Annotated in this window: 21 protein-coding genes; 5 read left to right on the top strand and 16 right to left on the bottom strand. The window is 55.7% G+C overall.

All coding sequences use genetic code 11. From position 1 onward, the window contains the following. Nucleotides 1-38 precede the first annotated feature (38 nt). Both HOL66_06000 and HOL66_05995 read right to left on the bottom strand, forming a co-directional pair. Nucleotides 39-1,241 carry a pyridoxal phosphate-dependent aminotransferase gene (locus HOL66_06000; GenBank protein ID MBT5243777.1) on the bottom strand — a complete coding sequence of 401 codons (1,203 nt, stop codon included), beginning with the start codon at nucleotides 1,239-1,241 and terminating at the stop codon, nucleotides 39-41. A gap of 44 nt (nucleotides 1,242-1,285) precedes the next feature. Further along, complete coding sequence (locus tag HOL66_05995) at nucleotides 1,286-1,927, bottom strand: class I SAM-dependent methyltransferase (protein MBT5243776.1); 642 nt, start codon at nucleotides 1,925-1,927, stop codon at nucleotides 1,286-1,288. Nucleotides 1,928-2,192: 265 nt separating this feature from the next. Here HOL66_05995 and uvrB point away from each other — a divergent pair, with 265 nt between their 5' ends. After that, a complete protein-coding gene (gene uvrB, locus HOL66_05990; protein MBT5243775.1) occupies nucleotides 2,193-4,337 on the top strand; it encodes an excinuclease ABC subunit UvrB in 2,145 nt (714 codons plus the stop codon). A gap of 127 nt (nucleotides 4,338-4,464) precedes the next feature. Next, nucleotides 4,465-4,869 (top strand): hemerythrin family protein, encoded by a 405-nt coding sequence (locus tag HOL66_05985; protein ID MBT5243774.1) that lies wholly within the window; start codon nucleotides 4,465-4,467, stop codon nucleotides 4,867-4,869. Here the strand turns inward: HOL66_05985 and sixA are convergent. The 7 genes from sixA to HOL66_05950 form a co-directional block, all read right to left on the bottom strand. Further along, nucleotides 4,866-5,327, bottom strand: a complete 462-nt coding sequence (gene sixA, locus HOL66_05980; protein ID MBT5243773.1) for a phosphohistidine phosphatase SixA — start codon at nucleotides 5,325-5,327, stop codon at nucleotides 4,866-4,868. The two genes, HOL66_05985 and sixA, sit on opposite strands and share 4 nt — an antisense overlap. A 26-nt stretch (nucleotides 5,328-5,353) precedes the next feature. Next, on the bottom strand, nucleotides 5,354-5,755 hold the full coding sequence (gene atpC / locus HOL66_05975; GenBank protein MBT5243772.1) for an ATP synthase F1 subunit epsilon: 402 nt from the start codon (nucleotides 5,753-5,755) through the stop codon (nucleotides 5,354-5,356). Between the two features lie 14 nt (nucleotides 5,756-5,769). After that, on the bottom strand, nucleotides 5,770-7,194 hold the full coding sequence (gene atpD / locus HOL66_05970) for a F0F1 ATP synthase subunit beta (protein MBT5243771.1): 1,425 nt from the start codon (nucleotides 7,192-7,194) through the stop codon (nucleotides 5,770-5,772). Nucleotides 7,195-7,243: 49 nt separating this feature from the next. After that, nucleotides 7,244-8,137, bottom strand: a complete 894-nt coding sequence (locus tag HOL66_05965; GenBank protein MBT5243770.1) for a F0F1 ATP synthase subunit gamma — start codon at nucleotides 8,135-8,137, stop codon at nucleotides 7,244-7,246. A 14-nt stretch (nucleotides 8,138-8,151) separates the two neighbouring features. After that, nucleotides 8,152-9,684, bottom strand: a complete 1,533-nt coding sequence (locus HOL66_05960; GenBank protein ID MBT5243769.1) for a F0F1 ATP synthase subunit alpha — start codon at nucleotides 9,682-9,684, stop codon at nucleotides 8,152-8,154. Then, a complete protein-coding gene (locus HOL66_05955; GenBank protein MBT5243768.1) occupies nucleotides 9,684-10,244 on the bottom strand; it encodes a F0F1 ATP synthase subunit delta in 561 nt (186 codons plus the stop codon). Before HOL66_05955 ends, HOL66_05960 begins: the two co-directional genes overlap by 1 nt. 208 nt (nucleotides 10,245-10,452) lie before the next feature. After that, nucleotides 10,453-12,654, bottom strand: a complete 2,202-nt coding sequence (locus HOL66_05950) for a primosomal protein N' (protein MBT5243767.1) — start codon at nucleotides 12,652-12,654, stop codon at nucleotides 10,453-10,455. A 46-nt stretch (nucleotides 12,655-12,700) separates the two neighbouring features. On the opposite strand from HOL66_05950, the gene HOL66_05945 reads away from it, so the two are divergent. The 3 genes from HOL66_05945 to HOL66_05935 all read left to right on the top strand — a co-directional run bounded on the left by HOL66_05945 (nucleotide 12,701) and on the right by HOL66_05935 (nucleotide 15,389). Further along, nucleotides 12,701-13,417, top strand: coding sequence for a DUF484 family protein (locus HOL66_05945; GenBank protein MBT5243766.1), 717 nt, complete (start codon nucleotides 12,701-12,703; stop codon nucleotides 13,415-13,417). A 26-nt stretch (nucleotides 13,418-13,443) separates the two neighbouring features. Further along, nucleotides 13,444-14,349 carry a tyrosine recombinase XerC gene (locus HOL66_05940; GenBank protein ID MBT5243765.1) on the top strand — a complete coding sequence of 302 codons (906 nt, stop codon included), beginning with the start codon at nucleotides 13,444-13,446 and terminating at the stop codon, nucleotides 14,347-14,349. A 113-nt stretch (nucleotides 14,350-14,462) separates the two neighbouring features. Continuing rightward, nucleotides 14,463-15,389, top strand: a complete 927-nt coding sequence (locus tag HOL66_05935) for a hypothetical protein (protein MBT5243764.1) — start codon at nucleotides 14,463-14,465, stop codon at nucleotides 15,387-15,389. Nucleotides 15,390-15,413: 24 nt separating this feature from the next. Here HOL66_05935 and HOL66_05930 read toward each other — a convergent pair whose 3' ends face one another. The 7 genes from HOL66_05930 to sucC form a co-directional block, all read right to left on the bottom strand. Then, nucleotides 15,414-16,574, bottom strand: coding sequence for an MFS transporter (locus HOL66_05930; protein MBT5243763.1), 1,161 nt, complete (start codon nucleotides 16,572-16,574; stop codon nucleotides 15,414-15,416). Between the two features lie 63 nt (nucleotides 16,575-16,637). Further along, nucleotides 16,638-16,994, bottom strand: a complete 357-nt coding sequence (locus HOL66_05925) for an STAS/SEC14 domain-containing protein (protein ID MBT5243762.1) — start codon at nucleotides 16,992-16,994, stop codon at nucleotides 16,638-16,640. A 38-nt stretch (nucleotides 16,995-17,032) separates the two neighbouring features. After that, nucleotides 17,033-18,436: a dihydrolipoyl dehydrogenase gene (locus tag HOL66_05920; GenBank protein ID MBT5243761.1), complete on the bottom strand. Its 1,404-nt coding sequence runs from the start codon at nucleotides 18,434-18,436 to the stop codon at nucleotides 17,033-17,035. 23 nt (nucleotides 18,437-18,459) lie between these two features. Next, nucleotides 18,460-19,713 (bottom strand): 2-oxoglutarate dehydrogenase complex dihydrolipoyllysine-residue succinyltransferase, encoded by a 1,254-nt coding sequence (gene odhB / locus HOL66_05915; protein ID MBT5243760.1) that lies wholly within the window; start codon nucleotides 19,711-19,713, stop codon nucleotides 18,460-18,462. 38 nt (nucleotides 19,714-19,751) lie between these two features. After that, nucleotides 19,752-22,736, bottom strand: a complete 2,985-nt coding sequence (locus tag HOL66_05910) for a 2-oxoglutarate dehydrogenase E1 component (GenBank protein ID MBT5243759.1) — start codon at nucleotides 22,734-22,736, stop codon at nucleotides 19,752-19,754. 59 nt (nucleotides 22,737-22,795) lie between these two features. Next, nucleotides 22,796-23,671, bottom strand: a complete 876-nt coding sequence (gene sucD / locus HOL66_05905; protein ID MBT5243758.1) for a succinate--CoA ligase subunit alpha — start codon at nucleotides 23,669-23,671, stop codon at nucleotides 22,796-22,798. 5 nt (nucleotides 23,672-23,676) lie between these two features. Beyond that, on the bottom strand, nucleotides 23,677-24,870 hold the full coding sequence (sucC, locus tag HOL66_05900; protein MBT5243757.1) for an ADP-forming succinate--CoA ligase subunit beta: 1,194 nt from the start codon (nucleotides 24,868-24,870) through the stop codon (nucleotides 23,677-23,679). Between the last annotated feature and the right edge of the window lie 5 nt (nucleotides 24,871-24,875).

The following is a 24,875-nucleotide window of genomic DNA, read 5'->3' as shown; positions in this document are numbered from 1 at the left end:
AGCCCTCCTTTTTCTTTTAATCATTCCAAAGATATCAATTATTGCAAAGCGGCACAGGCCCGTTGAATGCGTATGCAAGCTTCCTCAAGCAGTTCCGTCGAAGTCGCATAGGAGACTCGAAAGTGTGGCGACAACCCAAAGGCTTCACCATGGACGGCGGCCACGCCCTCGCTTTCCAGAAAATACCCAACGACATCTTCGTCGGTTTCAAGGGTTTTACCCTCCGGCGTCGTCTTGCCGATCATCCCTGCACAGGAAGGATATACGTAAAACGCGCCGACCGGTGTTGGACAGGACAGGCCCTTGGCCTGATTAAGCATGGAAACGACCAGATCACGGCGCTCCTTGAAAACAGCGTTGTGTTCAGCGATGAAGTCGTGTGGTCCGTTCAGGGCGGCAACGGCGGCAGCTTGACTGACCGACGCCGTGTGGGTCGTGCTTTGCGACTGGATCTTGTTCATGGCTTTGATGATTTCGTCAGGACCCGCAGCGTAACCAACGCGCCAACCGGTCATGCAATATGCCTTTGAAACACCGTTCAGGGTCAGTGTGCGATCAAACAGGGCCGGCTCCACCTGAGCCGGCGTGACGAATTCAAAGTCGTCATATACAAGATGTTCGTACATATCATCGGTCATCACCCAGACATGGGCGTGCCTGACCAGGACGTCGGTCAGCGCCTTCATATCGGCATGGCTGTACCCGGCGCCAGTCGGGTTTGACGGCGAGTTCAGGATCAGCCATTTGGTCTTCGGCGTGATCGCCGCTTCCAGGGCTTCCGGGGTCAGCTTGAAGCCAGCTTCCGCCGGGCAATTAACAATCACCGGATTACCTTCGGCCAGCAGGGTAATATCAGGGTACGACACCCAGTAAGGGGCCGGGATGATCACTTCGTCGCCCGGATCAAGGGTCGCCATCAGGGCGTTATAGATATTCTGCTTTCCGCCGCAACCGACCGAAATCTGGTCGATGGTGTAATCCAGATTATTATCGCGCTTCAACTTGTCGACAATGGCCTGACGTAATTCGGGGGTACCGGCGACGGCGGTGTATTTTGTATCACCCCGGTCCATGGCCGCCTTGGCGGCTTCCTTGATATGGTCGGGGGTGTCGAAATCCGGTTCCCCGGCGCCTAAGCCAATAACATCACGACCGGCGGCTTTCAGTTCGCGGGCCTTGGTGGCGACGGCAATTGTCGGGCTCGGTTTGATACGCGACAGACGGGCGGCAATAAAGGGCATTTTTTTGTTCCATTTAAACGCTTGATTATAAATCCGGCGGCAATTTACGCCTTGAGAACCCGTTGCGCAACATTGAAGACGACGGCGTAGTGATAGGGCGGCAATTCAACGACTTCCTTAAGGGCAAATCCGGCGGCGCTGACCACCGCCTTTACACTTTCGGGGGACATCCGCATCTCGTCTTTTGGGCCCCGCGGCTGGCCAAGAACGACCGTCTCCGCGCGGGGCCGGGTATGCCAGTTGATAATCATGTATGACCCACCCGGCTTTAGCACCTTTGCGACAGTTGTCGACAGGGCTGGCTGGTCGGGAACCCCGTGAAATGTATTGGCAATAACCAAGGCGTCCGCCTTGATATTTGCCGCGAGAACCTGATCGAGTCTGCAGGCATCGGCCTCGATCCATTGACAAGACGCTGCCGGGTTTCCTTGCGTTGCTTGTGCGACCCGCAGGCGCGCCTGCTCCAGCATATTAAAATCAAGATCAACGGCGATAACTTTACCCTTTGGCCCAACAAGGCCGGCCAGAGCCGCCGTAAAATGACCATTTCCACAGCACAGATCGATGACCGTCATACCGGGAACAATGCCAATCGAGGTTAGAGTACCTGCAAGGTCTGGCCACAGCGCCTGCCACCAGTCATCGTCGGGCATCATGGTTGCCGGGAATAGAACGCCTTCTGCCATAGAGGGACAGTAACACAGGATATTTTGAGGGGGAATTCAGGATGACGCCGGAAGGGATTTGGGGAAAGGGGGCGGGAGTATCAATCCCTTCCGGAGACTCCTGCAAAAAAAAGCAGAAGCCCGGTCGTCGATCCTGATGAGGATCATCGTATAACCCAGTATTTTAGTCAAGTATTAATTGATAAACTTTTTAAACCACGGCAAATAAATTCCCTTGCCCCACATGGGACTCGCATCCAGAGCGGCCCACGCTTATAAAACAAGGATGAACAGCGCCCTGACAAAACCCCTTTTCATCCCCAATAAACGCCCGGCCCTGAAGCCCGGCATCCCCTTCCGGCTGGACTCTGATTTCACGCCGGCTGGCGATCAACCCGAAGCCATTGCGGCACTGACCAAAGGCATCAATGAGGGCGAACGTGACCAGGTTCTACTCGGCGTTACCGGTTCGGGAAAAACGTTTAGCGTTGCCCATACCATTCAAAACCTGCAACGCCCGGCCTTGCTGATGGCCCACAACAAAACCCTTGCTGCCCAGCTCTATGGCGAAATGAAAAGTTTCTTCCCCGATAACGCCGTCGAATATTTTGTCTCGTACTATGATTATTACCAGCCGGAAGCCTACGTGGCGCGGACCGACACCTATATCGAAAAAGACAGCTCCATCAACGAGCAAATTGACCGTATGCGCCATTCGGCGACCCGCGCCCTGCTGGAGCGCCCCGACGTCATCATCGTTGCCTCTGTCTCCTGCATTTATGGCATCGGTGATGTTGAAACTTACGCTGGTATGACTGAAAAACTGGTCGCTGGTAGCCGCATTGACCGCAATGACATGCTCAAACGCTTCGTCGAATTGCAGTACCGGCGCAATGATGCGGATTTTTCCCGTGGCTCGTTCAGGGTTCGTGGCGATGTTGTCGAAATATTCCCGTCCCACTACGAGGACCGGGCGTGGCGGCTGTCGCTTTTCGGTGATGAACTGGAAACGATCTGGGAAATTGACCCGCTTACGGGGGAAAAGGTGTCCTCCATGGAAAGCGTCACCGTTTATCCCTCAAGCCACCACGTCACCCCCCGGCCAACGCTGATGCAGGCCCTGCCCAAGATCAAGGCTGAAATGAAGGCCCGCGTCGAACAATTGACCGGCGAAGGCCGCCTGCTGGAGGCGCAGCGTATTCAGGAGCGCACCACCTTCGATCTTGAAATGCTGGAAACAACCGGTTTTTGCAGCGGTATCGAAAACTATTCTCGCTATTTGAGTGGACGCAACCCCGGCGAGCCACCGCCAACCCTGTTTGAATACCTGCCCGAAAACGCCCTGCTGTTTGTCGATGAAAGCCATGTCTCTGTTCCCCAGATCGGTGGCATGTACAAGGGCGACCGCAGCCGCAAGGCGAACCTGGCGGAATACGGTTTCCGGCTGCCCAGCTGTCTTGATAACAGGCCCCTTAAATACGAAGAATGGGACGCCATGCGGCCACAAAGTGTATTCGTATCGGCGACCCCGGCGCCCTGGGAGCTGGAACGCACAGGCGGAGTTTTTGTCGAACAACTGGTCCGCCCGACCGGCCTTATCGATCCGTTGTGCATCATTCGCCCGGTCGAAACCCAGGTCGATGATCTTCTCAAGGAAGTCAAGGAGTGCGCGACCCGGGCCGAGCGGGTGCTGGTCACCACACTGACCAAGCGCATGGCTGAAGATCTGACCGAATACCTGCACGATCACGGAGTACGTGTGCGCTATATGCATTCGGATATTGATACCCTGGAGCGTATCGAGATCATTCGCGATCTTCGTCTGGGCGCTTTCGATGTCCTGGTCGGCATTAACCTTCTGCGTGAAGGACTGGATATTCCCGAATGCGCCCTGGTCGCCATTCTCGACGCCGACAAGGAAGGTTTCCTGCGCTCGAAGACCTCGCTCGTCCAGACCATCGGCCGGGCCGCCCGGCATGTCGAGGGACGGGTTATTCTTTACGCCGACAAGATGACCGATAGTCTCGATTACGCCATTGGCGAGACCAATCGCAGACGCGAAAAACAACAGGCCTACAACGCCGCCAACGGCATTACGCCAGAAAGCATTCGCTCAAAAATAACAGACGTTCTGGGCAGCGTTTACGAAGAGGACTACGTCACCGTCGATACCGGCGTTTCAGGTGACAAGCACCTTGTCGGGCATAATTTACGTGGCCACATAAAAGATCTTGAGGAACGCATGAAAGCCGCCGCCGCCGACCTTGAATTTGAAGAAGCGGCCAGATTGCGTGATGAAGTGCGAAGACTTGAAGCCTCTGAGCTGGGCCTGAACAAAGCCGGGATCGCCCCCAAAGCAGCGGCCAAAAGTGGCTGGGACTCGAAGGCCAAGGCAAAAACAAAAAAGTCCTGGAAACGGCGAAAATCATAGAATTATCGTCCCCACCCGTGCGGATAGGGGGCACCTTGACTCTCGCCTTCCTTGCTGTATTTTGACCCTATTCTTGAAGCCACGTAAGGTTTGTTGGGAATAATTATAGGGTGGGGGCCCATAAAAAATGAGTGCAATGCACATCCAGTGGAAGGACGAATACTGCGTCGGCCATGCGCTGATCGATTACGACCACCAAACACTGGTTAACATTACCAACGAACTGTTTTCTTGCGTTAGCAAAGGTCTCAGTTCTGAAGAAACCTCGACCGTCATCAAATACCTGATTAACTACGTCGAGTTGCATTTCCAGCGCGAAGAGAGCCTGTTTCTGGAAAGCGACTACCCCGATGGCGCGGCGCATATGAAAAAACACCGCGAGATTGAACAGGTGGTGCGCGGCATTTCAGACCAATACGCCACAGACCCGTCAGCTATCAATATTAATGATGTTATGAAATTCCTGGAAAACTGGCTGATCAACCACATCATGCGCACCGACCGCGCTTACGTACCGTTCCTTAACGCTTAAAGCGGCTCCCCCAGCAAAGATGGCCTGAGCATCCAGTGAAGGCTCCAGTTGCCCTCCTCGCCCTTTTTCAGGCAAACCACCGTGCCCGGCTCAAAGGACACCGTATCAGCATCCGGTGTGCCGCCCACCAGGTGCGCAACCAGGCGGCCCATGAACGGCAGGTGGCCGACAATCATGACGTCCTCGTCCCAGCTTTCGATCAGGTTTTTAACAGGTTCCGTCGGATCGTTGGGAGCCAACCCGATATCAATTTCCTCGACCTCACCGCCCGATAACAATTGGGCCGTTTCCATGGCCCGGGCTTTGCCGCTGTGAATAACACGTGCTGGCCTGATGCCCCTGTCAGCCAAAAACGAGGCCATGGAGCGCACGTCCTGCAGGCCCTTTTCACTTAAAGGGCGCAAAGGGTCCTGGGCCTTACCAAGGGCGTCACCATGCTGAACAAGATAGAGCGTCATGATTGCACTCTACTTCAATGAAAGAATTAATCGGCGGCGGAAACCATGGCTTCGGCGGCAGTCACTTCGGGGCCATCAAGACCATCGACATGATCCTTGTCAGCGCCCTGGGCCGCTTTGGCGTCAGTCAGGCGCTTTTCGGCTGCTGCCTTGTCAATGTCGGCGACCATCATCGCCGTCTCCACAAGTACCGTGCAGCGCTCGTCGGTCACTTCGGCAAACCCGCCTTCAACGAAAACCTGGGCCGTGACCTTGTCACCGTCGTAAATATCAATGGTACCGGCCCGCACGGTTGAAAGCATCGGTGCGTGACCCGGCAGCATACCAAAATCGCCTTCCCCGCCAGGGACGACAACCATGTCGGCGGCGCCGCTGAACAGCAGCTTGGCCGGGGTGACAATTTCCAGTTCTATTTTTTCTTCGGCCATCGGATGGTCCTAACCTAAGCCGCTTCTTCGGCCATCTTCTTGGCTTTTTCTACAGCCGATTCAATGGTTGAAATCATGTAGAACGCCGCTTCAGGCAGGTGATCGTATTCGCCATCGACGATGCCCTTGAAGCCCTTGATGGTGTCTTCCAGGTTGACGAACACGCCCGGCGTACCTGTAAAGACTTCGGCAACATGGAACGGCTGGCTGAGGAAGCGCTGGATTTTACGGGCCCGGGCGACCGTCACTTTATCGTCTTCGGAAAGTTCATCCATACCCAGAATGGCGATGATGTCCTGCAGCGATTTGTAGGTCTGCAAAATACGCTGAACTTCACGGGCGGTGTTGTAATGTTCGTCGCCGATAACCCGCGGCTCAAGAATGCGCGAGGTGGAATCGAGCGGATCAACAGCCGGGTAAATACCAAGTTCGGCGATTTGACGACTCAGCACCGTCGTTGCGTCCAGGTGGGCGAACGATGTCGCCGGGGCCGGATCGGTCAAATCATCGGCAGGAACATAAATCGCCTGCACCGAGGTAATCGAACCCTTGTTGGTCGAGGTAATGCGTTCCTGCAAGGTGCCCATATCGGTGGCCAGGGTCGGCTGGTAACCAACGGCCGAAGGAATACGACCAAGCAGCGCCGACACTTCCGAACCAGCCTGGGTGAAGCGGAAAATATTATCCATGAAGAACAGCACATCCTGGCCTTCTTCGTCGCGGAAATATTCGGCCATGGAAAGCCCCGAAAGGGCGACCCGGGCGCGGGCACCTGGCGGCTCGTTCATCTGGCCATAGCAAAGCGCCGCCTTGGAATTGTCGCCTTCCAGGTCGATAACGCCGGATTCAATCATTTCATGGTAAAGGTCGTTACCTTCACGGGTACGCTCGCCAACACCGGCAAACACCGAATAACCGCCGTGGCCTTTGGCGATGTTGTTGATCAACTCCATGATCAGAACCGTCTTGCCGACACCAGCGCCGCCGAACAGGCCGATCTTGCCACCTTTCACGTACGGGGCCAGCAGATCGACGACCTTGATACCGGTGGCGAGAATTTCCGTTTCCGTCGATTGCTCGATGAATTCCGGGGCGGCCCTGTGAATGGGGAAACGCATCTTGGTATTGACCGGGCCGCGTTCATCGACCGGCTCACCGATAACGTTGACGATACGACCCAGTGTTTCGGGTCCAACGGGAACCGAAATCGGCTCGCCCGTATCGGTCACTTCGTGTCCACGGACAAGGCCGTCGGTGGTGTCCATGGCGATGGTACGAACCGTCGATTCACCCAGATGCTGGGCAACCTCAAGGACCAGTCGGTTGCCGCCATTGTCGGTTTCCAACGCGTTCAGGATATTGGGCAGATCACCTTCAAAATGGACATCGACGACAGCGCCGGTGACCTGGGTAATAGTTCCAACATTATTCTTACTCATGGCTCAGGCTCCTAAAAATGCCTTCTTCGTTAACTTTGCCAGCGCGACCCTAAAGGGCCTCGGCGCCGGAGATGATTTCAATCAGTTCGCTGGTAATAACGGCCTGACGGGTACGGTTGTAGGTCATGGTCAAATCGTCGAGCATGTCGCCGGCGTTGCGGGTTGCATTGTCCATGGCACTCATTCTGGCACCGTGTTCCGATGCATTGCTCTCCAATAGCGCCCTGAACAATTGCACCGACAAATTACGCGGCAGCAACTCATCAAGGATTTCTTCTTCCGAAGGCTCCATCAAATACATGGCGTTCTGCGATTTATCGGCGGCTGCGTCTTGCTCGTCCACTTCGGGAACCGGGAACGGAATCACTTGCTGGACGGTGACGTCCTGGGAAATCGCCGAAACAAAACGGTTGTAGATGATGGTGCAGATGTCAAATTCTTCGGCCTCGAAACGTTCGACCAGATTGACCGCCACATCGCTAACCATGTTGTATTCGACGCCTGTCTTGGTCAGGCCTTCCAGGGTATCGATGATATCGTTGGGGAAATTCCGGTTCAGGCCATCGCGGCCCTTGCGACCAAGGCAAAGAATTTTGACTTTTTTACCTTGCGCCTGCAAATCGATTACCTGACGCCTGGCTTCGCGGATGATCGATCCGTTAAAACCGCCGCACAGGCCACGATCAGCGGTGATGGCGACGATCAGGTGGGTATCATCGGCACCGCTACCCGAAAGCAGTTTCGGCGCGCCGTCCATGGTCGACAGGCTGGAAGTCAATTCCCCCAGCATCCGTTCCATGCGTTCGGCATAAGGACGACCTTCTTCCGCAGCACTTTGGGCCCGTTTGAGCTTCGATGCGGCAACCATTTTCATGGCCGACGTGATCTTACGCGTCGATTTGACGCTGTTGATCCGGATTCTCAGGTCTTTCAGGTTAGCCATAAGACGGTGCGCCCTTAAGCAAATGCCTTGGTGAATTTTTCAAGGAAATCCTTGAGCTTGTCCTCGGTCTCCTGGCTCAGGTCACCGCTATCACGAATGGCTGCAAGGATGCCTGTGCCGTTGGCGCGCACATCATCAAGCAGCGATTGCTCAAAGCGGGTGACGTCGCCCGTCCCGATACCATCAAGATAGCCATTAACACCGGCAAAAATGACGACAACCTGCTCTTCAACGGGGTAAGGCACGAACTGGCCCTGCTTGAGAACTTCCGTCAAACGGGCACCACGGGCCAGCAAACGCTGGGTCGAGGCATCAAGATCGGAGGCAAACTGCGCGAACGCAGCCATTTCACGGTACTGGGCCAGTTCCAGCTTGATCGAGCCGGAAACTTTCTTCATGGCCTTGACCTGGGCGGCAGAACCGACACGAGACACCGAAATACCAACGTTCACGGCTGGCCGGATGCCCTGATAGAACAGTTCCGTTTCCAGGAAGATCTGACCGTCGGTGATCGAAATCACGTTGGTCGGGATATAAGCCGAAACGTCCGAAGCCTGGGTTTCAATAACCGGAAGCGCAGTCAGTGAACCAGAGCCATTGTCTTCGTTCATCTTGGCGGCGCGTTCCAAAAGGCGTGAATGCAGGTAGAAAACGTCACCCGGGAAAGCTTCACGTCCAGGCGGGCGGCGAAGCAATAGCGACATCTGCCGGTAAGCGACGGCCTGTTTGGACAAATCGTCATAACAGATAACCGCGTGCATACCGTTATCGCGGAAATATTCGCCCATGGTGCAGCCGGTGTACGGGGCCAGGAACTGAAGCGGCGCCGGTTCCGACGCGGTGGCAGCGACGACAATGGAATATTCCATAGCGCCATTTTCTTCCAGGGTTTTAACGATCTGGGCGACGGTCGAGCGCTTTTGGCCGATCGCAACATAAATGCAGAACAGTTTTTCGCTATCGTCCTTGGCGGCGTCGTTGGTTACCTTCTGATTAATGATGGTATCCATGATGATGGCGGTTTTACCGGTCTGACGGTCACCAATGATCAATTCGCGCTGACCACGGCCAATGGGGATCAGGCTATCAATAGCCTTAAGGCCGGTCTGCATGGGTTCATGCACTGATTTACGCGGGATAATGCCCGGCGCCTTGACCTCAACACGCATCCGCTCGGCATCGACAATCGGGCCCTTGCCGTCAATGGGGTTGCCAAGACCGTCAACAACACGGCCCAGCAGGCCCTTGCCGACAGGCGTATCAACGATAGCGCCGGTTCTTTTAACCGTGTCGCCTTCCTTGATCGAACGGTCATCGCCGAAAATAACGATACCGACGTTATCTGATTCCAGGTTCAAGGCCATGCCTTTGATGCCGCCCGGAAATTCAACCATTTCACCGGCCTGAACATTGTCCAGTCCGTAGGCGCGGGCGATACCGTCACCGACTGAAAGAACCTGTCCGACTTCGGCGACTTCCGCCTCGGTCCCGAAATTGCTGATCTGATCCTTGAGAATAGCGGAAATTTCCGCCGCCCGGATGTCCATTATCCAACCCCTATCATGGCTAACCGCAACTGTTGCAGCTTGGTGCGAAGAGAACTGTCAATCATACGCGAACCAACCTTGACGACGAGGCCGCCAAGCAGTTCGGGATCGACAGAAGTGTCTATGGTAACCTTGGTGCCGATAGCTTTTTTAAGCTGATCACCAAGGGCTTTAACCTGTTTGTCTGAAAGTTCGGATGCTGAGACGACTTCAGCAGTCGCCTCGCCCCGATGCACTTTAAGAATTTCCCGAAAAGCACTAATAATCGCCGGCAGCACGAAAAGACGCCGGTTATCGGCGACGACGCTGATAAAATTACGGGTCAACGCATCAAAACCGGCTTTTTCGGCAAGCGCCGCCATCGCCTTGGTTTGATCGTCACGTGAAATCACCGGCGAGCCAAGAAGCACGCGCAAATCATCACTTTCCTCGATCATGGCGCTGAGCTGTTCAAGGTTGCCGGTCACAGCATCAAGCTGTTTGTCGGCGACAGCCAAGTCGAAAAGGGCGGAGGCATATCGGCCTGCCAGCCCGCTGGTGCCTGATTTGTCGGATGACAACTGGGAAATCCCTTAAGTCCGAAAGTCGATAATTTATTAAAAAAGGCGCTTTAAAACGCCCGGTGATTTGACTGTTATCTATCATACTCATCTTGGCCATGCAAGATGACTCATAAGTACTTATTAACAACAGAAAAATGGCTGAATTCCAATGAAAATCAGACACTCGCATATTAGCAAAACGTAGAGTATCCCCGGATAATCCTGCTCACAGGAAACTATAGGGGTCGATATCTACCTGGATGCGCACTTTGCCGCCACTTGGGACCTGCGCCAACCAATCATTTAGCAGCCCCTGAAGATCGACCTGTTTTGCCGCCCTGACCAGAAAACGTCTGCGATGACGCCCCCTGATCCGGGCCAGCGCGGCCGTCGCCGGACCCAAAATCATAACGTCTTTATAGTTAGGCGCCTTACGGCCCAGAAGGGCGGCGACCTTATCCACTTCCGCCTCCAAAGGACCTGAAACAATAAGCGCCGCCAGCCTTGAAAACGGCGGCATGTCGGAATTTTCCCGGGCCTTTGTTTCCGTTTCAATGAAACGTTCGCGTTCGCCCGACAGCAACGCCTGCATGACCGGGTGATCAGGCATGTAGGTTTGCAGCGCCACCCGGCCCGGGCGCTTTGCCCGGCCGGCCCTTCCTGCGACCTGATAAAGCAACTGGTATGTGCGTTCGGCAGCACGCAGATCACCCCCTGACAGTCCCAGATCAGCATCAACCACCCCGACCAGTGTGAGGAGCGGAAAATGATAACCCTTGGCGACAATCTGGGTGCCAATAATCAAATCGATCTGGTGGGCTTCAATACGGGCCACCAGTTCCGCTGCCGCCTTCGGTCCGGCAATCGAGTCGCTGGCCGCAATATCGGTGCGGATATCCGGAAACAATTCGGCCACTTCTTCGGCCAGCCGTTCGACACCGGGACCACAAGCGGCCAGTGTATCCTTTTCGCAGGTCGGACAATTTTCAGGCATCGGGGTTACATAACCACAGTGATGACATTGCATTTTCCCGGCCCCGCGACGGTGACTGACCAGCCAGGTGCTGCAGTTGGGACAGGCGAAACGATGACCGCAGGTGCGACACAGGGTTAGCGGCGCATAACCCCGGCGATTAAGAAACAGCATCGCCTGCTCACCGGCGGCGAAGGTTTCTTTCAACTGATCAACCAGCTGCGGCGAAAGCCAGTGCCCGCCTGTCGGGGCCTCGGCCCGCATATCAATGAGTGAAACATCAGGCAATTCAGCACCGCCATGGCGTTCAGGCAAATGCAACAAGCGGTACCTGCCGCCTTTCGCATTTACCACCGATTCCAGGGACGGCGTCGCCGATGCCAGCACGATCGGGATATCGGCAAGACTGGCCCGCACCACGGCCATGTCGCGGGCATTATAAATGACCCCCTCTTCCTGCTTGAACGCCCCTTCGTGTTCTTCGTCGACAACAATCAGGGCGAGATCCTTGAAAGGCAGGAAAAGAGCCGAACGCGCGCCGACGACGACCCTGGCGCGACCTTCACTGACGGCCCGCCAGGTATCGCGACGGGTGGCCGGTGTCAAATCCGAATGCCACTGGGCAGGGGCGGCACCGAAACGGCGCTCGAAACGATCCAGCCACTGAGCGCTTAAGGAAATTTCCGGCAACAACACCAAAGCCTGACGGCCCTGCTTCAGGGCTTCGGCGACAGCCTGAAAATAAACTTCGGTTTTGCCCGACCCCGGCACCCCGTCAAGTAACGAGACGGCGAAACCGCCTTTGCTCACATCCCCGGCCAATATGGTCCCGCTTTCGGCCTGACCCGGCGACAGGTCGGGTCCTGGATGATCGCCGTCGGGCGCAGCAACGGCAAGATATGGCTGAACTTCTATGGAAAGCAGCGCGCCGACCTTGACAAGACCACTGACAACGGACGTTCCGACGGCTGCCTCGCGGGCCAGTTCAGCCGCTGCTCTGGGCGGCTGGCCGTCTTTCAGGACATTGAGCACCCGCTGCCGGGCCGCTGTTATTTTAATGTCAGGCAGGACGGGATTGAGTTCGTAAGCAATAACCGGTTTTGGTTTTTGCAGGGCGGCAGGCACGCTCATCGCCATTTTCAAAACCGCGCCGGGGGGCGAAACCGTATAACCGGCGACCCAATCAAGAAAGCGTCTGAAATTCCCGTTCAGGGGCGTTACCTCAAGCTTTGCCAGCACCTCCCTGATCTTGCTTTCTGCGACAGTCTCGCTGCCCGCGCCCCAAACGACACCGCTGACTTCGCGTCGACCCAGCGGCACACGGACAAAATCACCGTCTTCAAGGGTCATGTCTTCAGCAACCCGGTAGTCGTACGGCGCGGGCAACGGAAGGGCCAGCAGTACGGCGACACGGGAACCGGGAAGATGACAGTGTTTGGCAGGAGACTCGGGCATGGGGTACACTTTAAGCGAATCTGGTAGATGACAGGAACACCTGAAGATGAGTGGACTTAAAAATGATGCCGCCAGTGAAGCGAGCAGGGACTTGAGTGAAGAGCAGGTCAGCGACTTTCTTTCCGAAAATCCTGATTTTCTGACCCGCAATCCCGAAGTTTTAAAAAACATGATGGCCCCGTCCCGCTGGAGCGGCGACGGTGTTGCCGACATGCAGCAGTTCATGCTTGAGCAACTGCGCGGTGAAATCGACAACCTGCGCGACTGCGCCCAGGACGTGATCGAAACCAGCCGTACCAACATGTCCATTCAAACCCGTACCCATACCGCCGTGTTGGCTTTGTTGTCGGCAACCAATTTCAATCAGCTGATCCGGGTCATTTCCGAAGACTTCCCCCTGCTTTTGGATATTGATGTTACCAAAATCGGTTTTGAACCGGCCAACACACCGGGGACCGAACTGATGTCTAGCGGCGTCATCCGCTTCCTGCCCGGCGATGTGGAGCGCCATCTGGGTCCTGATCAGGATGTTCTTCTCATGCGCGATGTCGCCGACGATGGCGGTCTGTTTGGTGAAGGGGCGGGGCTTGTTCATTCAGCCGCACTGGCCAGGCTCAGACCCGGACACCAAACGCCGCCCGGTCTGCTCGCCCTGGGCTCCAGGGGCAGCGCTTTTTATCCCGGCCAGGGCACAGAACTAATCGGCTTTTTAGCCAGGGTTTTGGAGCGGTGTATCGATAAATGTCTGGTGATAAAGACCTGAACTTACTGAATGCCGAACCGGGCGTCATGTCCGCCATCGAAAGCTGGCGCGACTGGCTGATCCACGAGCGGCGCTGTTCGCGTCATACCATTGATGGCTACGGCCGCGACCTAGGCTTTTTTTTATCCTTCCTGAACGATCATCTGGGTTTCCCGGCAGGGTTAAAGGATCTGGAAAAATTAAAAACCGCCGATTTCAGAAGTTTTCTGGCCCGCCGCAACGCCGATGGACTGTCCCGCGCTTCCATGGCGCGCGGGCTTTCAACGTTACGCAATTTTTTCAGATTCCTGGAGCGCCGTGACCTTGCTCATAACGCCGCCATCGGCGGGATGCGGACCCCCAGGTTGCCAAAATCGGTCCCCAAGGCCTTGACCGAAGAAGATGCCCTGGAAGCGGTATCGGCCATTGACGAGCTGGCGCTTGAACCGTGGATTGGCAAACGCGACGTCGCCCTGATGACCCTGCTTTACGGCTGTGGCCTGCGCATTTCAGAAGCCCTGGAGTTGAACCGCAGCGAAGCGCCAAGCGGTCAGGCGATGATGATTACTGGCAAAGCTAATAAGCAACGGGTGGTGCCCCTGCTATCTGTCGTCGTCGAGGCGGTTAATGCCTATATCGATGCCTGCCCCTTTACCTTAAGCCCCGAGGGCCCCCTGTTCGTTGGCGCCCGTGGCAAGCGGTTGAACCCCGGTGTATTCCAGAAACAGGTGCGCAATCTGCGCCATTATCTGGGCCTGCCCGAAACAGCGACCCCGCACGCCATGCGCCACAGTTTCGCGACCCATCTGTTAAGTGGTGGTGGCGATCTGCGCACCATTCAGGAGCTTCTGGGTCATGCTTCATTATCGACCACCCAGCGTTATACGGACGTCGATGCAGGACGTCTAAGCGCCGTCTACAAACAGGCCCATCCCCGGGCCAAAAGTCGCTGACAACTTTAATCTATTGAAATTAAAGCGTTTATTTGTGTGCGCATGATACTACCTATCTTCAAAGGCCAACCTTCTATACTTTAGCAACTTGTAAAGTAAGGGGAGGACGTCCAATGAAGAGAATTCTTAAAGTGGCCCTGCTGGCCATTTTCGCTGTTAATTTTAGCCTTGCCGACGCATCCGCCGCGTCGAAACCGAAATACAAACCGTTTGTTCTGGCCTCAAAAGGGGCCGGTGAAATGGCGACCACAGTCACTGAAGTCAGCGCCAAATTGACGGCTGCCGGACTTGAGATTGTCGGCACCCACAGCCCCTATCCAACCACCACCATTCTTGTCGTCACCAACGATGCCATGAAGAAGACGGCTGCAAAATCCGAGCGTGGCGGCTTCGGCGCGGCCCAGCGGGTTTCAATAACCAAACACGGTGGTGAAATTCAGGTTTCCTACACCAACCCCTACTATATGGCCGGTGCTTACCGCATGGATGGCAATCTGGACTTCGCCGCCAAAGCCCTTGAAGGGGCGCTGGGCAAGACAGAAGAATACGGCATGAGCGGTGGCATGAGCGACAGGGCGCTTCGTGATTACCACTACATGTTCGGCATGGAATACTTTACCGACCCGCATTATCTGTCGCGCTTCCTGAACCACGCTGACGCGGTCGCCGCCGTCGAAAAGGGCTTGGCCGCCGGTACAAGCGGCATCAGCAAGGTCTATCGCATTGATATTCCGGGCAAAGACGAGGTTCTTTTCGGCGTCGCCATGAACGGCGCCAAGGGCGCAGGCGATCAACAGGATGACAAATTCCTGATGAGCGAGATCGACTTCAAGGACATCCGCTCTTCTGCTCATTTACCCTATGAAATGCTGGTAACCGGCAATCGGGTCTATGCCTTGTCAGCGCGTTTCCGTATCGCCATCAGCTTCCCTGATCTGGCAATGATGGGTGACAACAGCTTCATGAATATCATGGACAGCCCTAACACCATCAAGGCCGCACTGATTAGTGTCGCCGGTGACGTCTGGGCCAAGAAGTAGCTTTTTAAGGGCTGATCCTGGTCATCACGTGTGATCGGGGTCAGCCCGAAATATTCTGAGAGCGACCGGGCCCATGGCGACGGCCAGTCCGGTAACGACGAAAGCCAACCCCCAGGGCGACACGAACGCCGTGCTTGCGCCAACATCAAGCATCACCCCGAAGATCAGCGGGCCCAGAAAAGCACCGGAAAAACCGATGCAGGAATGAACCGCCATGGTCGCCCCCCGGTAGCCCTTTGGGGCAGAGGCGACGACGCCTGATGTAATGGACGCCGAGTCCGCCGTCACCGTAATCCCGTAAATAATAAAGCACCCGATAATCAGCCAGTAGGGAACGTTTCCGGCAAGAAAGCCGATAACCGCCGAAAGCACCGCTGAGGATAACATGACAACGGTGATCACCCGATTCCTGCCGAAACGGTTGGACAACTCGTTACCGATAACGCTTGAGGGTAATCCCAACAACGTGACAAACGTCGCCGCCGCCGTGGCGCTCCACATTTCATACCCCGGTTTCACCAGCCCTTGAGCAAAAACCAGATAAGCGACCATCCACGAGCGCAAATTAAACAACTCGAAATTATGGGCCGTGTAGGCAAGGACATATCCCATGGCCGCCCGGCATTTCAGCACCGGCCTGAAATCAAGCAGATGGGTGTCCGGTTCCTCATGATCATGGGGGAGTTCCCGTGGCAGCACCGGCGAAACCAGCATCATCGCCAGTAAAGGGCCGCCAGCGGCGACAATCGAAGCCCATCGCCAGTCATAAAGACTGGCAATTTCACCGGCCATCAGGAAAGAAAGCGCCGCACCGATGGAGAAACTGGCCGTATAAAACGCAATGGCGCGGCTTTGAAAGGGCCCTTCGATATGATCGCTGATAATTTTCAAGCCCGGCATGTAGGTGCCGGCCAGGCCGATGCCGATAAGGGCGCGAAAAAGCAACCCCGTCCACAGACCTTCGGCGAACAGGGCAAAGCCAATACACGCGATACCGCTTAAGGCCATGGACAGGAAATAAATGCGCTTGGGTGGCAGTCGGTCGGTCAGACTGACCAGAACCGGAACCGCCACCAAATAACCGCCGTAAAGAATGCCGTTAATCCAGCCCGCTTGCGTATTGCTTAAGGACCATTCATGGATGAACCCGGGAAGCAGGGCGGGAAAGACCGAAAACCCGGTCATCCCGACAATTTCGGCCAGACACAAAACCACGCTCAGGCGTAAAGGAGAGGCCGAAATCGTCACTTATTCTTTAATCCAGTCCCAGGCGGCATCGCGATCACACAAGTCAAAATAACGGACATCGCCGCGAATCAACAAGTCAGCCGCCTTGGCCGCCAACCGTTCCCAGGTCGCGTCACCAACCAGGGCCATTTTTTCAAAATGATGCCAATGGGTCATACCGAAAGTGAAATCGTCCCACGCCGCATACATGTCCCAACCGGCGAACCCTTCCATATCGACCAACAGCCTGATTTTGCCGTATTCGTCGATCCGCTCTTCGATTTTGGGCATGAACGTCTTGTAGTCGGAATCCGTCAAGCGGCCACTGGCGTGAATGCCAACAACCTTGCCTTCGCTGCCTGATAAAAGTTCGAACACGGGGTTTGCCTCCCCTCAATAAAGGTAAAGCTTACACCTTACATATGGATGGCGCGACCGCCAACCGCAAGGGCCGCTTCCTTGACCGCTTCGGAAAGTCCCGGGTGCGCATGACAGGTGCGCGCGATATCTTCAGCAGAACCACCAAATTCCATCACCGAAACAGCCTCGGCAATCAAGTCACCCGCTGCCGGTCCAACGATATGAACACCCAGCACTTTGTCCGTTTTGGCGTCGGCCAATATCTTCACAAAGCCTTCGCTATCAGCATTGGCGCGGGCCCGTGAATTGGCGCTGAAGGGGAATTTACCGACGCTGTATGCGACGCCTTCCTCTTTCAAGGCTTCTTCGGTCTTGCCCAGGGACGCCACTTCCGGCCAGGTGTAGACAACGCCCGGAATCACGTCGTAGTTAACGTGCCCGGACTGACCTGCCAAATGTTCGGCAACGGCGACACCTTCTTCTTCGGCCTTGTGGGCCAGCATGGCCCCACCAATGACATCGCCAATAGCGTAGATACCGGCCACATTGGTCTGCAAATCATGGTCCGTGGTGATAAAGCCCCGGTCCGTGGCGACGCCGACCTTATCCAGGCCTAACCCATCGCTATAGGGTCTGCGACCGATAGCAACCAGAACCACGTCAGCCTTGATTTTTTCGGCCTTCCCGCCATCGCGCGACTCGACGCTTAAGCTAACCCCGGCTTTCGATGCCTTGGCAGCCGTGACCTTGGCTTGCAATTTGAACGTCATGCCCTGCTTTTTCAGTGTCCGGGTCATTTGTTTAACCACTTCACCGTCCATGCCCGGCAGAATGCTGTCGAGGAATTCAACGACGGTAACCTCCGCCCCCAGTCTGCGCCAGACAGAGCCCAACTCCAGACCGATCACCCCGCCGCCAACGACGACCATGGATTTCGGCACTTTGGTAAGGGCCAGCGCACCGGTCGAACTGACGATCTGCTTCTCGTCAATGGTTACGCCGGGAAGCGGGGCAACATCCGAACCGGTGGCGATAACAATGTTCTTGGTTTTAAGAACCTGCTTCTTGCCCTTTGCCGGTGTCACCTCAAGGGTACCTGCGGCCTTGATGACGCCTGTACCGATAATGTAATCGACCTTGTTTTTCTTGAGCAGGAACTCGATGCCCTTGGTCAGGTCATCGACGACCTTGTCCTTGCGCCCGAGCATGGTTTTCAGATCAAGGGCGACCTTGCCGGTCTTTACACCGTGGGCGGCGAATTCATGAGACGCCGCTTCAAAATGATGAGACGACTGCAACAAAGCCTTCGAGGGAATGCAACCGACGTTCAAACAAGTGCCGCCAAGGGTGCCGCGTTTATCGACGCAGGCCACTTTCAAACCCAGCTGGGCGGCGCGGATGGCGCACACATAACCACCGGGACCACCGCCAACAACAATGACATCATAGGAATCGCTCATGGTTTAAGTTGTCCTTATTATTATCAGGTGTCCAGCATGATGCGCTGCGGGTCTTCGATGCAATCCTTGACGCGAACCAGGAACGATACCGCCTCGCGGCCATCGACGATGCGGTGATCGTAGGACAGGGCCAGATACATCATCGGCCGGGCCTCAATCGAACCATCTGGCATGACCATGGGTCGTTGCTGGATTTTGTGCATTCCCAAAATACCTGATTGCGGCGGGTTGAGGATCGGCGTCGACAACAGCGAGCCGAAAATGCCGCCATTGGTGATGGTGAACGATCCGCCCTGCATTTCGTCCATGGTTAGTTTGCCATCACGGGCACGGCGGCCATAGTCACCGATTTGGGCTTCAATTTCGGCGAAACTTGCGGCGTCCGTATCGCGCAGTACCGGCACCACCAGGCCTTGCGGCGAGCCGACGGCGACACCAATATCATAGTAGTTTTTATAAATGATCTCATCGCCACTAATTTCCGCGTTGACACCCGGGAATTCGCGCAGGGCAACGACACAGGCTTTCGCGAAAATCGACATAAAGCCGACCTTAACGCCGTGCTTCTTCTCGAAAATTTCTTTGTACTTGGCCCGCATCGCCATCACTTCGGTCATGTCCACTTCATTGAACGTTGTCAGCATGGCCGCCGTGTTCTGGGCTTCTTTCAGGCGCGCCGCGACCATCTTGCGCAGGCGCGTCATCCGGACTTTTTCCTCGCGCGGACCAGCTGGCCGGGCCGGATAACTCGCCGCCGCAGGGGCTGGCGCACTGGCGGCAGCGGGGGCGGCGGCAGGAGCAGCAGCGCCACCTTCCAAAAAGGCCAGCACATCGCCCTTGACCAGGCGGCCGTCCTTGCCGGTGGCTGGAATGGCTGCCGGATCGAGGTTGTTTTCTTCGACCAGCTTGCGGACCGCTGGCGATAAAGTTGCGCTTGCGGCTGCGGCAGGTGCCGGAGCGGCTGCGGGTACTGGTTCAGGGACCGGGGCGGCAGGGGCCGGTTCGGGCTTGGCCGCCGGTTTGGCGGCAGGGGCGCCGGCGCCTTCTTCCAGCATCCCCAGCAATGCGCCGACTTCAACTTCGGCCCCTTCATCGGCGCTAATGGCGCTTAAGGTCCCAGCCTTTGGCGCATTCACTTCAAGTGTTACCTTGTCGGTTTCAAGCTCGACCAGGGGTTCGTCAAGGGCAACCGCGTCGCCAACCGATTTCATCCACTTGGCAACTGTGGCCTCGGTTACGGATTCTCCCAGTGTTGGTACTTTTATTTCCGTCGCCATGTCATCCTCGATGTCTGAGTTAAATCAAATAATAAAATTTAGTAACCGCTACGCATAAACGGTTGCGGCAGGTCTTCAATCGCCACATGCAGGGCACGTTCAACGATTTCATCCTGTTCGGCCTTGTGAACCTTGGCAAAGCCGGTGGCTGGTGAAGCCGCCGCCGTGCGTCCGATATAGGTCGGTCGTTTGTTTTTTCCATCCAGCTTGTCGAACATGGACAGGAAGCGCGGATAGACAAAGAACCAGGCGCCCATGTTGGCAGGTTCTTCCTGAACCCAGACAATTTCAGCGTTGGGATAGCGGCTCAATTGCTGATAAAGCGACTTGCGCGGCCACGGATAAAGTTGTTCGACCCTAATAATCGCCACATCCTTGGTGCCCGCATCACGGCGGGCTTGCAGAAGGTCATAATAAATCTTGCCGGTGCAGACCACGACCCGTCGAATATTCTTGTCCAGTCCCAAGTTGGCCGTTTCGGGAAGAACACGGCGGAAGCGGGTGTCGGGGCCCATTTCACCCAGGTTGGAAATCACCTGTTTGTGACGCAGCAGTGATTTTGGTGACATCACGATCAGGGGTTTGCGGAAGTTGCGCCGCATTTGCCTTCTCAGCGCATGGAAGTAATTGGCCGGGGTGGTGATGTTGACGACCTGCATGTTGTCTTCGGCGCACAATTGCAGATAGCGCTCAAGCCGGGCCGAGGAATGCTCTGGTCCCTGACCTTCAAAACCATGAGGCAGCAACATGCAAACGGCTGACATCCTGAGCCATTTGGATTCACCGGAGCAAATAAACTGATCGATGATGACCTGTGCGCCATTGGCAAAATCGCCAAACTGGGCCTCCCACAAGACCAGTGTTTGCGGATCGGCGAGCGAATATCCATACTCGAAACCAAGCACACCGGCTTCTGAAAGCGGGCTGTCCATAACCTCGAACTGGGCCTGTTCATCACGAATTTCACTTAACGGGAAATAACGGTTTTCGTTGTTTTGGTCGACCAAAACGCAATGCCTGTGGGAAAACGTGCCACGTCCGGAATCCTGACCGGAAAGCCTGACACCCGTGCCCTCGACAAGCAAAGTCCCGAAAGCCAACGCTTCTCCCATCGCCCAGTCGATACCTTTGCCGTCTTCAATCATCTTGCGCTTGGCATCAAGTTGGCGAACGATTTTTTTGTTCAGTTCGATGTTTTCGGGCACCCGCGCAATGGACAGGCCAACTTCTTTGAGCAGTTCCATGGAGACTGCGGTGTCGTCATCGAGCATTTCTTCATCGCCGGTGAGTTGGATCAGTCCCTTCCACTTGCCTTCAAGCCAGTCGGCCTTGTTGGGTTTGTAGGTGCTTGCGGCGGCAAATTCCTTTTCAAGTTCGCTATCAAAGCCCTGCATGATTTGCTGGGCCTCACCTTCACCAAGCACGCCTTCATTTTCAAGCTGCTGGGCGTAGATGTCGCGGGTCGTCGGATGCTTCTTGATCGCCTTATACATAATCGGCTGGGTGAACATCGGTTCGTCACCCTCGTTATGGCCATGGCGGCGATAGCAGAACATGTCGATGACCACGTCGCGGTTAAATTCATGGCGGAATTCGGCGGCGATCCGGGCGACGTGAACAACCGCTTCGGGATCATCACCGTTAACATGGAAGATCGGCGCCTGAATGCCCTTGGCGATATCTGAAGGATACGGCGAGGAACGCGATTTGGACGGTGCGGTGGTGAAACCGATCTGGTTATTAACAATAAAATGAACGGTGCCGCCGGTCCGGTAACCCTTCAGTTGTGACAAATCCAGGGTTTCAGGGACCAGTCCCTGACCGGCGAAAGCGGCGTCGCCATGCATCAGAAGGCCCATAATGCTCTTGCGTTCTTCATCGCCGATTTGCGCCTGTTTGGCCCGCACTTTGCCAAGCACCACGGTGTTGACCGCTTCCAGATGCGACGGGTTGGCGGTCAGAGACAAATGAACTGTGTTGCCATCGAAGATGCGGTCGGCTGATGTTCCCAGGTGGTATTTGACGTCGCCCGACCCCATGATGTCGTCCGGCTTTGAGGCGAGTCCCATAAATTCGGCAAACATCGACAGATAAGGTTTATTCATGATCGAAGCGAGCACGTTGAGGCGGCCCCGGTGGGGCATACCGAGGACCACTTCCTTGACGCCCAGTTGGCCACTGCGTTTGATGATTTGCTCTAAGGCGGCAATCAGGCTTTCGCCGCCGTCCAGGCCAAAGCGTTTTGTGCCGGTGTATTTCTTGTCGAGGAACTGCTCGAACCCTTCGGCTTCGACAAGGCGTTGATAAATGAAGCGTTTGCCTTTGAAGGTGAATTCCGTGTGGTTGTGGGCGCCTTCGATACGACGCTGAATCCAGGCGCGTTCTTCGGGTTCCTGAATATGCATAAACTCGACGCCGATGGAGCCGCAGTAGGTTTCCTTCAAAATCTTGAGAATTTCCCGGGGTGTCGCGGTTTCCAGACCGAGCACATTATTGATAAAGATCGGCCGGTCCATATCTTCTTCATGGAAACCGTAGGTCTTTGGATCAAGCTCCGTATGAAGGTCCTTGCCCTCCAGCCCAAGGGGGTCAAAATTGGCATTCAAATGACCCCGCACCCGATAAACCCGGATCATCATCAGGGCGCTGATCGAATCAAGGGTCGCCTGACGGATTTTGTTGGCATCAGCGCGTCCGTCAAGACCGCGGGCCATGGTCGGCAGACCGCCACCCAGCATTTCAGCTGCCGAACCGCCAACATGGGAAACGGCGACCTGATCCAGGGAGGCCGCTATTTCTTCTGCGACGAGGCCCCCGTTGGTGCCAATAACGCCGGATTCCGACGGGGCCCAGCTGGCACCGCCCAAATCGCTCTTCGTATCGTCCAGATCATCAGCCAGGTCGGTAAAAAAATCGACCCAGGTCTGATCGACCAATGTGGGGTTTTCAAGAAAGCGTGCATAGAGCTCTGCAACATAAGTCGCATTGGCACCGGTCAGGAAATTATCAATTGACGAAGACATGATGTTCATATGGGCGGATTTCAGCTGATCCGCCTCCCCTCCCTTTGATGATTAGATCGTCACCCGGCTATCGCTTCAATCATGGTTGAGCCGATCGCCGCCGGTGAATCGGCAACGAAAATTCCGGCGCTTTTCAATGCTTCAATCTTGTCCGCAGCGGTTCCCTTGCCACCGGAAATAATCGCCCCGGCATGGCCCATTCGACGGCCTGGAGGCGCGGTCATCCCGGCGATGAAACTGGCAACCGGTTTTTTGGTTTTCGACTGCTTGATGAAGTCGGCGGCTTCTTCTTCGGCGGTGCCGCCAATTTCACCGATCATGACGATGGCTTCGGTTTGCGGATCGCCCAGGAACATTTCAAGACAATCGACGAAGTTTGTCCCGTTGATGGGATCGCCGCCGATACCGATACACGTCGACTGACCAAGCCCTGCGGCTGTGGTCTGGGCCACCGCTTCGTAGGTCAGGGTGCCTGAACGCGAAACAATGCCAACCTTGCCACGGGTGTGGATGTGGCCGGGCATGATGCCGATTTTACATTCGCCGGGAGTAATAACACCGGGACAATTGGGGCCGACGAGCCGTGTTGAAGAGCCTTCAAGGGCGCGTTTGACCTTGACCATATCCAGCACCGGGATGCCTTCGGTAATGCAGACAACCAGGGGCAGTCCGGCGTCAATGGCCTCGACGACGGCGTCACCGGCAAACGGCGGTGGCACGTAGATGACCGAGGCTGACGCCCCGGTCGCGTTGGCCGCATCGGCAACGGTGTCAAAGACCGGCAGATCCAGATGGCTGGTGCCACCCTTGCCGGGTGTTACCCCGCCAACCATTTGGGTGCCATAGGCAATGGCCTGTTCGGAATGGAATGTGCCCTGGGCGCCAGTGAAACCCTGACAAATGACTTTGGTATCTGAGTCGACAAGTACAGCCATAGCTCTTAAGCCTCCTTCACGGCCTGGACGACCTTTTCGGCCGCTTCGGCCAGATCGTCGGCTGAAACAATGGCTAACCCTGACTCGCTCAGAATCTTCTTGCCCAGTTCAACATTGGTGCCTTCAAGACGAACAACCAGCGGCACATTGAGGCTAACCTCACGTGCGGCGGCGACGACGCCTTCGGCAATCACATCACAGCGCATAATGCCGCCGAAGATGTTGACCAGAATGCCTTCGACATTAGGGTCTGATAAAATCAGCTTGAAAGCGGTTGTTACCCGCTCTTTGGTCGCCCCGCCCCCAACATCCAGGAAATTGGCCGGATCACCGCCGTAAAGTTTGATGATATCCATGGTCGACATGGCAAGCCCGGCACCATTGACCATGCAGCCAATGTTGCCATCAAGTTTGATGTAATTGAGTTCATGACGGGCCGCTTCAAGTTCGGCGGGGTCCTCTTCGTCCTCGTCGCGCAGTTCTTCCACATCCTTGTGGCGGAACAGGGCGTTGTCGTCGAAATTCATTTTCGCATCCAGGGCGATGATGCCACCGTCACCGGTGACCACCAGCGGATTGATTTCCATCATCGAGGCATCAAGTTTGATAAACGCATCATAAAGCGCCAACATGAATTTGGTCGCCGTGCCGACCTGCTTGCCTTCAAGGCCCAGTCCGAAAGCCAGCTGACGGGCGTGGAAGGGCAACATACCGGTCGCAGGGTCGATTGAAACTTTAAGGATTTTCTCAGGCGTCGCTTCGGCGACTTCCTCAATTTCCATACCGCCTTCGGTCGATGCCATCAGGGTTACCCTTGAGGTCGAACGATCAACCAGCATGGACAGATAAAGTTCACGGGCAATGTCGCAGCCTTCTTCGATGTAGACCCGCTTGACTTCCTTACCCGTAGGACCAGTCTGCTTGGTGACAAGAACATGGCCGAGCATTTCCCCGACGCTTTCCTTCACCTCATCCATGGATGTGACGACGCGAACGCCGCCTTTGCCATCCGGGTTGTCGGCGAAACGGCCGGCACCGCGGCCACCGGCATGAATTTGTGATTTGACGACCCACACAGGACCACCCAGATCGTTGGCGACGGTTTCAGCCTCTGGCGGTGTATAAGCAACACCCCCGCGTGGCACAGCGACACCGAACTTGGCCAGCAACTGCTTGGCCTGATACTCGTGAATATTCATAGGTT

It is taken from the genome of Rhodospirillaceae bacterium (assembly GCA_018662005.1).
GTDB lineage: Bacteria > Pseudomonadota > Alphaproteobacteria > Rhodospirillales > JABHCV01 > JACNJU01.
Note: the sequence above shows the minus strand (reverse complement) of the source record. Positions and strands in the feature narration are given on the sequence as shown.